This window comes from Pseudomonas sp. BF-R-19, assembly GCF_019956445.1.
Taxonomy (GTDB): domain Bacteria; phylum Pseudomonadota; class Gammaproteobacteria; order Pseudomonadales; family Pseudomonadaceae; genus Aquipseudomonas; species Aquipseudomonas fluorescens_BH.
The window spans coordinates 1-12,501 of sequence record NZ_JAHBDN010000108.1; the positions used below are offsets into that span (position 1 = coordinate 1).

The window sequence follows — 12,501 nt, forward strand, 5'->3', positions numbered from 1 at the left end:
TCTCTGTTGGCTGACACTGCGCTTTCGCGAGCAAGTCGAATCGTCGCACCGCCGCTCCCACATTTGACCAGTGTCAGGCGCAAAATCCATGTACATCCCCGCCCTCTTGTGGGAGCGAGCTTGCTCGCGATGGCGGCCTACCTGTCGACCAAGAGCATCACAGGCGAACGAACCCCGCAAACAGGCCGGCCGGTAGGCCGCCTCGCTTTGGCTTTGGCTTTGGCTTTGGCTTTGGCTTTGGCTTTGGCTTTGGCTTTGGCTTTGGTTTTTGATCTTGATCTTCTTGCCCCCTCGTGAGGCCGAGCGCAGGTTCTGCGCAGTGGGCAACCCGGCATGGATGCCGGGTTAGCCGCCGCCGGCCCAGAGTGTGTAAAAACCGGCTCAAGCAGCGTCGGCGCGCAGCGCAGACGCTGCTTTGGCCTGCTAATCACAGCTAAAGCGTTCCACGTAGCCGCAGCCGGTTCTCAGGGTCGCTACCAACACGTCACAGCGCTTCAAACGGGGCAAAACAAGGGCCTTTTCAGGCCGCCAGCGCTTTCACCAGATTTTGCGCACCGAGGATTTTCATCACTCGCTTCAAGTTGTAGGCGAGCACATTCAGGCTCATTTCGGTGCTCACCCCGGCAAGCCGCCGGGTCAAAAAGTGTGTCGCACCCATCCATTGCTTGAGCGTCCCGAAGGGATGTTCGACGGTCCGCTTGCGGATGCTCATCATCTGCGGCGCATTCTCCAGACGGACCTGCATTTCCTCCAGCACCGCCTCATGTGCCCAGCGACGAACCTTTCGCTCCCTGGCCGGTGTGCATTGCGCCTTTATCGAGCAGGACCGGCAGTTCGAGCTCCAGTAACTGTTCAGCGTCTTGCCATTGTCGACGTAAGAATTGCGCCAGATCAGCACTTCCTTGGCAGGGCAGACGTACACATCTTTGTCCGCGTCGTAAACAAACTCGTCATTGTTGAAGCGGCCATCGAATTTGGCGCGCGAGCTCAGCGTCTTCGGCACATAAGCGCTAATCCCTGCCTCGTGGCAGGCAAGGATCTCCCCGCTTTTGTAATACCCTCGGTCAGCCACCACCGACAACGATTCGAGTTTCATCGCCTCACGGGCCAGCAGCGCCATCGAGCTGAGCTGATCACGATCATGACCCTCATTGGTCACCTCGTGCGCGACGATCAGATGATGCTTGGTATCGACCGCCGTCTGTACGTTGTAACCCACGATTCCTTTGCCGCTCGTCATCATGGAGCGCGCGTCCGGGTCGGTCAGTGAGACCTGTTTGTCCGGGGACTCCTCAAGCTGTATTTCAATCGCCTGAAGCGCCTTCATCTGCTCCTTCAGTTTGGCGATTTTCTCTTCCAGGCCGCCTTTGGGCCCTGAAGACTTGGTCTCTTCCCGATCAGCTGCATCCAGCGCCTTCAGATAATGGGCAATGCTCGATTCGATTTCTTCCATCCGGCGTTTCAGCTTGGCGCTGGTGAAGTTGCGGTCGCGGTGGTTCACCGCCTTAAATTTGCTGCCATCTATGGCGACGAAATTTTCCGTGAAAAGCCCCAATTGCTGACACAGCACAACAAACTGTCGGCAAACGCCTCGAATGGCCTTGCTGTTGTCTTTACGGAAGTTGGCGATGGTCTTGAAGTCCGGCATCAGTCGACCGGTAAGCCACATCAGCTCGACGTTGCGCTGCGCCTCGCGCTCAAGGCGTCGGCTCGACTGGATGCGGTTTAGATAGCCGTAGATGTAGATCTTCAGCATGACTGCCGGGTGGTAAGCCGGTCGGCCGGTTTCAGCGGGGACAGCGCTTTCAAAACCCAAGGTGATCAGGTCAAGTTCATCAACGAAGACATCGACAACACGCACCGGATTGGTGTCGCTGACGTAATCGTCCAGGCTCTCGGGGAGCAAGGTACTTTGACCTCGGTGTTCACCTTGAATGAAGCGTTTCATGGGCAGCCCTTGCGATGAAATCCTGGGAAATCATAGCAAGGGTTTGCTTAGAAGTTTTGACACACTCTGGGCCATGGATGGCCGATGGCGGCGGGCCCACGGAGCAGGACCGGAGCGAGGGCATGCCGAGCCTTGGCGAGGCACCGAACGTCAGGGGCAAGAGCCCTTGGTTACTTGGGGCTCTTCCAAGTGACCCGCTGTAAGAGCGGAACCGCCAGAGGCCGTTCCCGCAGAAACGGATATGTGCACCCTCAAAAATCCATGCCGCCTGACACACAGCCATCGCGAGCAAGCTCGCTCCCACAAGGATCTCCCACAGGGATCTTCAGTGAGCACAAGTCCCGAGTAAAATCGGGGACCCAATGTGCGAGCCTGCTCGCGATAGCGGCCTGCCGGCCGACCATTCGTTACAGCTGGTCTGGCATTCTTCGCCCCCGAACCGAAAATTTCTACACCGGCAATCTCAGCTCCGCACACAATCCGCCACCCTCACGAGTCAGCTCACGGGTCGAACAGAGTGCTCCAGCCAATCTGGCGGGTAAGGATGAGCGCCATAGAAGCGGTGCATTTGCATCAGGTCACGCTCGAACCAGTCGCGGACCCAGCGACTGTATTGGGCTTGCGCCTCGTATTGGACATCAGGCTGTTGAAGGCAGTCGAACACTGCCCGCGCTGCCTGCATGCCGGTCATCAGCGCCTTGAGTACACCATGCGAGGCAGACGGATCGAGAACGCTGGCCGCATCGCCAACCGTGAAATAACCTGCACCTGCAAGCGCGGCGCTGATGCGCCAGGACACATCGGCACCTCGAATGGAACCTGCGCATGGCAACCATTGCAGGTGCTCGGGCACGGTTCGGGACCTGGGCGATGTTTTGTCAAAACACAGGCGTGTCCAGTGCAGCAACTGATCTTCCACACGGGCCACCCAGGTCCAGCCATCGGGGTCGGCCCGCAGATGCGGGGTTTGCTCATAGGGATCGATGCTGCCTTTGAGGTAGCCGTATCGGGCGATCAACAGCGGCGAATGGCGACGCACCTTTAACGAGACTTGCCGGCTCAGCCAACCCGTCGCCCCGCTGGCGTCGATCAGGTAGGGCGCGAACAAGGGGCCTGAATCGGATTCCAGGCCGATCACTCGCCGGTCGTGGATCAGCAGGCGTCTGGCCTTGCACGGTTGCAGCACCCTGACACCCAGCATCGCAGCTCGTTGCAGCAATACCGCGTCCAGTCGCGCCCTGGCAATCTGAAAGCCAAGCCAGGGACCGGCAAGGTCCTCGCCAAAACCATTGAAGCGAGGCGGGCTGTCCCACTGCACCCATTGCCCGGGAAAGCGAATCGTCCCTTGGCTACACACTTGATCGGCCACCCCCAATTGTTGCAGCAAGGGCTCGATGCCCGGGTGCAGGCTTTCGCCAGGACGAAACCGCGGAAAACCCTGGCCCTCGAGCTGCGCCACCCGCAGTCCCCGTTGTGCGCAACTGATTGCTGCGGCACTTCCCGCCGGGCCACCCCCGACCACCAACACATCAACGTGATTCAAGTGCAATCTGCCAAGGCAACGCCTCGTGTTTGACCAGGATCGCTTCGACACTGACCAACAGGCTTACCTGGCGCTGGATCTCCACGTGGCGCAGTTTGAAGTCGATTTCCGAGGACCAACTGAGTCCTCGCTCGTACAACTGATAGCGATGCACCCAGCCGTTAAGTTGCAGACCGACCTGTTGCTCAGCGGTGTCGAGTTCCTCATTCGGTCGCTGCACGAAGGTAAATGACAATATCGGCCACTTATTGCGCTCGGGTTTGTTATTCCCGACTCCCAGCACGCTGTACACACGATGCATCGACAGCACCCGGTCTTCGTAATCCTGCAGGGTGGTGTTGCCCGTCAGTTGCAGGGCGAAGCGTCCATCCAGTGCCACCTGGGTGTAGTCGGTGTATTCGTAGGCGTGGTATTGGACGATCCAATCCCCCGCTTGCTGTACCAGGCGTGGCCCTCGCTGGTTATCCCAGGCCGGGCTGCCGGTCTGGCCGATTTCCTGGTCGGTCAGCGGGATGATGGTGTGCAGGCTGCCCCGTGGTTCAAAGGTGCGCGCCGAATCCGGCGCCACACCCGGCCAGTAGGAACCCAGGGCTGCGCAGATACGCACATCTTCGGTAAAGGGGCTGGCCAGCTGGTATCCGCTGAGGCAATCCAGCCAGGTCCCGTCTTCGGTTTGTTGTCGAATCCTTCCGACTTCCCAGCCGGGGCCGAAGACGCCGGCTGCAGCATCCGGCAACGAGGACGGGCGCATGACCGGTGGCCGTTGCAGGCAGGGAGGCAACGTCGAGCCCGCCTCTCGCGGCAAGGCCACAATGGCCGTGACCCCGCGATCATCCGCCGAAAAGGGTTGATCTTTCAGGCTCAGGTTGGCGCAGTACCGAACATTCGACAGCGCCTGCAGTCGGGCATGCCAGATGTCCGGGGAGGGCAGGCTGGGCTCTGTATTCGCCCAGCGTATGAGTTGACGCTGGCTGCACAGCGGAAAGAAATCCGGGGCGCCGATCACCGAATACGCCGCCACCGTTGGCAGAACACTCTCCAATGCCGGGCAACGAGCCCGAACCCAGCCATCGGCTGTGCCGTCATGGTAGTGCAGAGCAGGATAGCCACCTTGCCTGACCCGTTCCGCCACGCCCTCCTGGTCATTCAGATCCTCAATGCTGCCGTCCTCCAGCACCTTATGTCGACCATGCACCATGCCAGCGGTGTTGGGTGGCAGCTGAAATGCCAGGGGTTTTTCCTGGTAGATGGCCTGTTCAACCAATCGAGGCCTGGGTTGCGGGAGCAGCAGCCCCGGCCCCGGCCCCAGATCTGCTTGCGTAGCCCAATCAGCCAATCCGTCAGTGATGACGAACGGCGGCCGGCTGATTTCCGGCTCCTCCCAGCCTGTGCCGCTATGGCGCAGATGGATATGGCGTAACTTCTCGTTGATCTGGTGGTTATCCAGCTCAAGTGTCAGGTCCATCCCGGCCAGGCACTGCGTCCCCTCGAACAACTTGTGCAGCGGCACCCAGAAATCCAGACCGGCATCAACATCGACTTGAAAATCCATCGGTCCGAAGCGTGTGGCGTCACCCTTGTGTTGCATGGCGATGTAAGCGCTGTAACGCACGGGCATGACCCTGATGCTGTGCACGTCATCATCCACGAACGGCAGGAAACACCGCCGTTGGGCGTCGTAGAGGGCGGCGGCGGTGCCGACGCGGGCGATGCCGGTACGGGAGAAGCACAGGTCGGCGTGTTCACCGTGCACGGTGTCGCCGGCGCAACGGTACTCGCTGGCAAACACCACCAGCGCCAGCGGTGCGCCCTGGGCCTTTCGCTGGAGGTCTTCGAGTGTGGGTGGATTTACGCCATAGACATAATCAAGAACTGCTTCAATTTCGGCAGGTGTCGGATACAGCTGCAGAGGCTGCCCGGCTCCGTCGGCAGTGACCTCGGGAGAGGCCAGTGCGTGATAAAGCAGGCTGCGCGATGGCTGGCTGGACTCAATCGCCCGGTTGCCGGCACTGGAAAAGTCCTCAAAGCCTGGAAGGTTGCGATCGATGGTCAGCGGCTTGATCAGCTCGGTGTCGAGCGGTACTGCGAGGATGTCCAGCCCATGGCGCAGCAACAACGAATGCCAGCCGCCAGGCGCCAGTCGCGTGCACGCCCGGGTCACTGCTTCGAGCAAGTCCATCGTGGTTTCCCGTTGATCCTGTGGATGGACATTGCACAGGAGCCCGGGGAGTGCTGGCTACTGTCAGTTCTGACAGTGGTGACCAATGGTCGGCCGCCCTCGGTGTCATTAGATCCCACAGAGGGAGGCGAGAAATTCAGTGAAGCAGCGGCAACTTCAACTCCGCACACAACCCGCCACCCTCACGATTGCTCAAGGTCAACGCCCCGCCAATCGCGACCGCCAATTGCTGGGCGATCGCCAGCCCCAGCCCTGTGCCGCCGGTGCTGCGGTTGCGCGAGTTTTCTACGCGGTAGAACGGTTCCATCACTTGCTTGAGTTCTTCCTCGGCGATCCCCGGGCCACGGTCGAGGATCCTGATCGACAGGTTGCCATCGGCCTGTTTTTCCACCCGCAACTCGGCGGCCCCGGCAAACTTCAATGCGTTGTCCGTCAGGTTGACCAGCACCCGGCGCAAGGCGTGGGGTCGGGTGTCGATGACGGCTGCACTCTTGCCGGTGAGCTGAACATCCTTGCCCATGTCCTGGTAGTCGAACACCAGGCTGTCGAGGAACGAGTCGAGGTCGGTGCGGCGGCTTTCTTCGGTGGCGCCGTGGATGCTGCGGGCGTAGGCCACGCCTTCGCGCACCAGGTGTTCCATCTCGCCCAGGTCGTTCCACAGTTTGTCTTTCTCGCTGGAGTCGTCCATGAACTCGGCGCGCAGTTTCATGCGGGTGATCGGTGTTTGCAGGTCGTGGGAAATCGCCGCGAGCAATTGCATGCGTTCCTTCAGGTACGCCGCGATGCGTGCCTGCATCGAGTTGAAGGCCCGGGCGGCGTGGGCGACTTCGGTCGGGCCTTTTTCGTCCAGGAGTACTGGGTGCGCGTTGGGGTCCAGGGTTTCTACCGCACCGGCGAGGCGGGTGAGGGGGCGGATGGCGATTCTCACCGCCAGCCAGGAGCAGGCCAGCATCAGCGCCAATTGCCCGAGCAGCACGATGGGCAGCCAGGGCGATAACGGCACCATCGTCGGGCGGACGTCGATGGTCAGCGGGCTGCCATCCGCCAGGTTCAAGTGCACTTGAAAATGTTTTTTCGGCCCGGGAATGTCGGTAAAGGTCATCGGGTAATCGTGGCCGATGGCGTCCTTGATCGAGGCAATGGCAATGGGCGCATCGGGCATGTCGGTGCGGATGGGCGTGCCCGGCGAACCCTCATTGAGCATGTAGCTGTAATTGCGCCGCTCGAGTTGTTTGAGCCAACCGGCTCGCTCGTCGGCGGGCAAGCGGTCGAGGATGGCAACGGACGTGGAAACGTCGGTTTCCAGGTTGCCGAGCATGGTGGTTTTCGAGGATTCGTAGCGTTCGTAGTACTGCGCGCCGAAGGACAGCGCCTGGGCGAGGATCAGGCCGATCAGGAAAATCAGCGACAGCCGCGAGGCCAGGGTCCGCGGCCAATGCAGCGCCAGGGTCATGATTGATCGCCCAGGATTTCCACCGGCAGGGAAAACACATAGCCTTCGCTGCGCACGGTCTTGATGTAGGCCGGTTCGCGGGCGTCGTCGAGCAAGCGCTGGCGCAGGCGGCTGACCAAAAGATCGATGGAGCGGTCGAACAGGTCGGCGTCGCGGCCCTGGGTCAGGTTGAGCAATTGATCGCGGTTGAGCACCCGTTGCGGATGGTCGAGAAACACCCGCAGCAATCGATATTCGGCACCGCTCAGGGCCACCATGGTGCCGTCTTCATCCAACAGGTGACGGGCCGAAGTGTCCAGGCGCCAACGGCCGAAGGCCAACAGGCGGCTGGCTTCGGTCACCACCAGGTTCGGCGGCAGCATGCGCGTGCGTCGCAGCACCGCGTTGATCCGCGCCAACAGTTCACGGGCAGCGAATGGTTTGACCAGATAGTCGTCGGCGCCCATTTCCAGGCCAAGGATGCGATCGGTTTCATCGTTGCGAGCGGTGAGCATCAGCACTGGCGTGGCCTTGTGTTTGCCGGCGCGCAATTCGCGGCAGAGCACCAGGCCATCGTCCCCCGGCATCATGATGTCCAGCACGATCAGGTCCACCGGGGTGGTTTCCAGAAAAGCGCGCATCTGCCGTCCATCCGCCACGACCGTGGTGCGCAGGCCGTTCTTCTTCAGGTAGTTGCCAACCAGTTCGCGGATTTCGCGGTCATCGTCAACGATGAGGATGTGATCAACGTGATCCATTGGGCCAAACCTCTGGTAAATGGGGAATGCCACACAGTCTATCGAGCCTCGGCGGGCTCGCCTGCCGCCCTTTGTATTGCAGTGTATCTGGCTTGCCTGCGGATACACACGAAGGCAAAAAAGCCGATTTCCAGCGGTTTTGTATGGCTGTGTATCCCGGCACCGTTCTGATACGCAGCGATTGATTCACGCCGATTCCCGACACAGACGAGATACCTCGCAGGCTTTTAATAGGTTCCATCGAGGCAAACCAGAGCGCCTCGGCCCAACGACCTGTCGAACCCTGAGGAATCCGCCATGAACACCAGAGCCATCTACGCCGCCTGCCTGTTTGCCGCCCTGAACATCTGCACCTTGTCGGCCCGTGCCGAAGCCGATGTCGCTCCCAGAACCTACACCTACGGCACCCAACTGGATATCAGGAAAGTGGTGTCGCTGACCGAGGACACTACACCTTCCTGCGGCGTGGTGAATGCGCGGCTGACGTACCTCGACTCCCAGTCCAGGCCCCAGGTGCTGGGTTACAGCAAGTTGGCTGACAACTGCAACTCGGAAAACTGAGTGTCGCGATCAACCACCGCTCAATCCATTTGAAACAGGAAGGACATCATGAACAACATTTCCCGCTACCTGACCGCCATCGTCTTTTCCGTCGCCGGCGTGGCGGCCCATGCCAACGCCGCTGTCGAGCAAAGCGCCTGCGCCAGCAACACCTGCTTCCAGCTCACGCCAGTGGCGGAGAAGGGCACCCAGGGCTTGCTGGCACAAGACGGTTCCAGCCGCACACCGCAAGGGCAGATGCTCGCCGAGAACGGTGCCAGTCGCACGCCCCAGGGGCAGTTGCTGGATGAGCAAACGGCTTGAGAACACCCCCAATCCACTGTGGGAGCGGGCTTGCTCCGGGCGGCGTTCCGACGAAAGCGATTGTTCAGTCAATGATGTGTCATCTGACCCGACGCATTCGCGAGCAAGCCCGCTCCCACATTGGCCAATGTGTTGCCCTCTAATGTGCATTAGGTGATCCCATGTTACTCATCGCTTTCCTGGGCGGCATATTGACCGTCCTCAGCCCGTGCATCCTGCCGGTAGTGCCATTCCTGTTTGCCGGGGCCGACCGCACACGCTCCTCGATCCTGCTGACCCTCGGCGGCATGGTCCTGACCTTTGCCCTGGTCTCCAGCCTGGCCGTGGTCAGCAGTGAGTGGGTGATCCAGGCCAGCAACACCGGCCGCCACGTAGCGCTGGTGGTGATGGTGCTGTTCGCCCTGTCGCTGATTTCCGCCCGGGTCGGTGACTGGCTGGCGCGGCCCTTCGTGCTACTGGGCAATCGCCTTGACCCGAACTCGCGCAAGATGACCGGGCCGCTGGCGTCGATCATGATCGGTGTCGCCACCGGGCTGCTCTGGGCACCCTGCGCCGGGCCGATCCTTGGGGTGATTCTCACCAGCGCCATGCTGCAGGGCGCGAACGCCGGCACCAGTCTGTTGCTGGTGGCTTATGGCGCTGGCAGTGCGCTGTCCCTGGGCACCTTGATCTTTGCCGGGCGCGGCCTGGTCAATCGCTTGAAACCGTCGATTCCGGTCACTGGCTGGTTGCGCCGTGGCGCCGGGGTTACGGTGCTCGCCGGTGCGGCGGCGATTGCAACGGGGGCCAATGACCTGTTGCTGGCCAACACCTCCTCGGAAGGTGTCAGCAGCGTGGAGAAAGGCGTGCTGGAAGCCGTGCCGAAAGTCGTCGATTACCTGGTCAGCAAGGTCAAGGCCGACAGCACCATGGGCGATGCCCAGGGCGCCATGCCCTCGCTGTCCGGCGCGGTGGAGTGGCTCAACTCACCCGCACTGAGCAATGAAGCCCTGAAAGGCAAAGTGGTGCTGGTGGACTTCTGGACCTTCGACTGCATCAACTGCAAGCACACCCTGCCGTACGTGAAGGACTGGGCGAAGAAGTATGAAAAGGACGGGCTGGTGGTGATCGGCGTGCACACACCCGAATACGGCTTTGAACGCATCATCGACAACGTCAGGGCCAAGGTGAAGGAATACGGCATCACCTACCCGGTGGCGATCGACAACAACTACGCGATCTGGCGCAACTTCGACAACCAGTACTGGCCCGCGCACTACCTGATCGATGCCAAGGGCCAGGTGCGTTACACCCACTTCGGTGAAGGCAGCTACGACACTCAGGAGAAGATGATTCAGCAGTTGCTGGAGGAGGCCAAGGCCGGCACGCCAGCGGCGTAATCCGCTCGATCAATGGCTCATAGGTCTTGCCTCGTGGGCCATGGTTTTTTTCTCCTGACCGCGCCGCCACGCCGCCGGCGGCGCACCGTACTCGCGGCGGAAGGCGCGGCTGAAGGCGGTGTCGGTCTGGTATCCCACTTCTTCGGCGATGCGCGTCAATGAGCTGTTGCTGCTGCGTAACAGGTTGGCGGCGAGCAACATCCGCCATTGCGTCAGGTACTGCATCGGCGACACCCCCACCAGTTGCTGGAAGCGTTCAGCCAACACCGATCTTGAGGTGCTGGCGGTGCGCGCCAGTTCGTCCAGTGTCCAGGCGTGGCAGGGTTTTTTGTGCAAGGCGTTGAGGGCGGCGCCGACGATGCGGTCGCGCACACCGGCCAGCCAGCCGGTGCGACCTTCGCCCTGTTCGTTCATGTACAGGCGCAACACTTCGATGAACAGCACTTCGGCGAGTTTGGCCAGTACCCCTTCGCCGCCAGGGCGGGGCGAGCGGGCTTCGGCGAGGGCATAGCGCACGGAGGATTCCAGCCAGATACCGGCATCCGAACCGCGCACATTGACCCGCACCACGGCCGGCAAGCCCTTGAGCAACATGCCCGCCAGGCGCGTGTCGCACGCCAGGTAGCCGCACACCAACCGGGTGACCGCTCCACCTCCGCCATAACTCAATTGCCTGGGGCGGCGCGCCAGCACCGCATCCAGTCGCGCACCCGTGGCCGGGGGCAATCCGGGACGTGAGCACATGCGATGGGCATCGCCCTGGGGGAAGATCACCACGTCGCCCGCACTCAGCAGCAGCGGCGGGTCATCGCCCAATTCCACGTAGCACTCGCCCTCGGTGATCAGGTGAAAGATCACCACCCGTTCCGCATCGGGCTCCAGGAATGGCGCCGCCGTATCGGCGCTGGGCGACTGGTAGCACCAGGGCGCGGTGAACCGGGCGTTGATAAAGATCGCGCCGACCAGGTGCACGACGCGCAGGGTCTGTGACAGAGCGTCCATTGGGGTTTCCCCGTGGGAGGTTCCTGATTGTGAGCGCGCCTGCGCGCTACGTGGAATCTCCGGACGATCGGGCAGGGTTGGGCGACGATCGGACAGGACGCCAGCGCCCGTCAGGACGATAGTTTGTCTACGGGGTCAATACCGGCCCTGCCACCCAGAACAAGAAAAGAGAGGTTGCCATGCCGAAGTTCGTGATTGAACGCGAGATCCAGGGCGCCGGAGCATTGTCGGAAAGGGATTTGAAAGCCGCTTCGCTAAAGTCCTGCCAGGCGTTGCGTGAGTTGCCAGAGGTGCAGTGGCTGCAGAGCTATGTCACCGGTGACAAACTCTACTGCGTGTACATCTCGCCGAACGAGGTGCAGATCCAGGAGCACGCCAGGATCAGTGGTTTTCCCGCCAATCGCATTTCCCAGGTCATGAACATCATCGATCCGACGACGGCGGAGTAACCGCGACCGGACCCTACTCGTGTTTCAAACAAGAGACCGTTTCCATGAGTACACCCATTGATCTGACTGCCTTGAAAAACCGCCAGATGGCCTCCTGGGCCAGCGGTGACTACGCCGTGATCGGCACCACCCTGCAGATCGTCGGCGAGCAACTGGCCGAAGCCTGCGACCTGTTGTGCGATGAACGCGTGCTCGACGTTGCCGCCGGCAACGGCAACGCAACCCTCGCCGCTGCCCGCCGTGGCTGCCAGGTGACGTCCACCGACTATGTCGCTGCCTTGCTCGAACGCGGCGAAGAACGGGCCCGGGCAGAACGCCTGAACGTCTCCTTCCAGGTCACCGATGCCGAAGCCTTGCCCTTTGCCGACGGCAGTTTTGATGCCGTGCTGTCGACCTTCGGCGTGATGTTCACGCCGGACCAGCCCAAGGCCGCCGCGGAACTGGCGCGGGTTTGTCGTCCGGGCGGGCGGATCGGCCTGGCCAACTGGACCCCGGAAGGTTTCGTCGGCCAGATGTTCAAGACCCTGGGCCAGCACCTGCCACCCCCTCCAGGTGCGAGTCCACCCTCACGCTGGGGCACCGAAGCCTGGTTGCACGAGCATTTCGACGAGCGTGAATTCCTGCTCCAGGTGACGCGCCGCACGTTCAATTTCCGCTATCGCTCGGCGGCGCATTTCATCGACACCTTCCGCGAATGGTACGGGCCGGTGCACAAGGCCTTCGCCGCGCTGCCCGCGGATGGTGCCAAGGCGCTGGAGACCGACCTGACCGAGCTGATCAACCGGATGAACCGGGCGGGCGACAAGTCGCTGGTGGTGCCGAGTGAATACCTGGAAGTGGTGATCACGCGGCGTTGAGTGAGCACAAGTCCAATGTGGGAGCGGGCTTGCTCGCGAAAGCGTACATTCAGCCAGCGATGATGTGGCTGACACACCGCCTGTCTCTTA

At 61.4% G+C, this 12,501-nt stretch carries 12 protein-coding genes; 6 read left to right on the forward strand and 6 right to left on the reverse strand.

All coding sequences use genetic code 11. The annotated features are described in order from the left end of the window. The coding region (locus KGB28_RS29010; protein WP_223448944.1) for a hypothetical protein at window positions 1-297 on the forward strand (297 nt) is incomplete at its 5' end. Between the two features lie 223 nt (window positions 298-520). On the opposite strand, the gene KGB28_RS29015 is transcribed toward KGB28_RS29010, so the two are convergent. The 5 genes from KGB28_RS29015 to KGB28_RS29035 all read right to left on the reverse strand — a co-directional run bounded on the left by KGB28_RS29015 (window position 521) and on the right by KGB28_RS29035 (window position 7,860). Next, window positions 521-1,948 (reverse strand): IS1182 family transposase, encoded by a 1,428-nt coding sequence (locus KGB28_RS29015; RefSeq protein ID WP_223448945.1) that lies wholly within the window; start codon window positions 1,946-1,948, stop codon window positions 521-523. A 496-nt stretch (window positions 1,949-2,444) separates the two neighbouring features. Next, window positions 2,445-3,491, reverse strand: a complete 1,047-nt coding sequence (locus KGB28_RS29020; protein ID WP_223448946.1) for an NAD(P)/FAD-dependent oxidoreductase — start codon at window positions 3,489-3,491, stop codon at window positions 2,445-2,447. Next, window positions 3,478-5,670: a hypothetical protein gene (locus KGB28_RS29025; protein WP_223448947.1), complete on the reverse strand. Its 2,193-nt coding sequence runs from the start codon at window positions 5,668-5,670 to the stop codon at window positions 3,478-3,480. The genes KGB28_RS29020 and KGB28_RS29025 overlap by 14 nt, the downstream gene beginning before the upstream one ends. Before the next feature lie 136 nt (window positions 5,671-5,806). Next, window positions 5,807-7,123: an ATP-binding protein gene (locus KGB28_RS29030; RefSeq protein ID WP_223448948.1), complete on the reverse strand. Its 1,317-nt coding sequence runs from the start codon at window positions 7,121-7,123 to the stop codon at window positions 5,807-5,809. After that, on the reverse strand, window positions 7,120-7,860 hold the full coding sequence (locus tag KGB28_RS29035) for a response regulator (protein WP_095946382.1): 741 nt from the start codon (window positions 7,858-7,860) through the stop codon (window positions 7,120-7,122). Before KGB28_RS29035 ends, KGB28_RS29030 begins: the two co-directional genes overlap by 4 nt. Window positions 7,861-8,157: 297 nt before the next feature. On the opposite strand from KGB28_RS29035, the gene KGB28_RS29040 reads away from it, so the two are divergent. From KGB28_RS29040 to KGB28_RS29050, 3 genes are all read left to right on the forward strand, one after another. After that, a complete protein-coding gene (locus KGB28_RS29040; RefSeq protein WP_223448949.1) occupies window positions 8,158-8,421 on the forward strand; it encodes a DUF2790 domain-containing protein in 264 nt (87 codons plus the stop codon). 48 nt (window positions 8,422-8,469) lie between these two features. Beyond that, the gene (locus KGB28_RS29045) at window positions 8,470-8,724 is read left to right on the forward strand and encodes a hypothetical protein (RefSeq protein WP_223448950.1); all 255 of its coding nucleotides are present in this window, start codon (window positions 8,470-8,472) and stop codon (window positions 8,722-8,724) included. Window positions 8,725-8,885: 161 nt separating this feature from the next. Next, entirely contained in the window at window positions 8,886-10,103 is a 1,218-nt protein-coding gene (locus tag KGB28_RS29050; protein ID WP_223448951.1) for a cytochrome c biogenesis protein DipZ, read from the forward strand. 9 nt (window positions 10,104-10,112) lie between these two features. Here the strand turns inward: KGB28_RS29050 and KGB28_RS29055 are convergent, their stop codons facing one another. Then, complete coding sequence (locus tag KGB28_RS29055; protein ID WP_223448952.1) at window positions 10,113-11,105, reverse strand: AraC family transcriptional regulator; 993 nt, start codon at window positions 11,103-11,105, stop codon at window positions 10,113-10,115. Window positions 11,106-11,284: 179 nt separating this feature from the next. Between KGB28_RS29055 and KGB28_RS29060 the strand changes: the two genes are divergently transcribed. Both KGB28_RS29060 and KGB28_RS29065 read left to right on the forward strand, forming a co-directional pair. Next, complete coding sequence (locus tag KGB28_RS29060; RefSeq protein ID WP_223448953.1) at window positions 11,285-11,554, forward strand: DUF4242 domain-containing protein; 270 nt, start codon at window positions 11,285-11,287, stop codon at window positions 11,552-11,554. A 44-nt stretch (window positions 11,555-11,598) separates the two neighbouring features. Next, window positions 11,599-12,411, forward strand: coding sequence for a class I SAM-dependent methyltransferase (locus KGB28_RS29065; protein WP_223448954.1), 813 nt, complete (start codon window positions 11,599-11,601; stop codon window positions 12,409-12,411). Window positions 12,412-12,501: the final 90 nt, after the last annotated feature.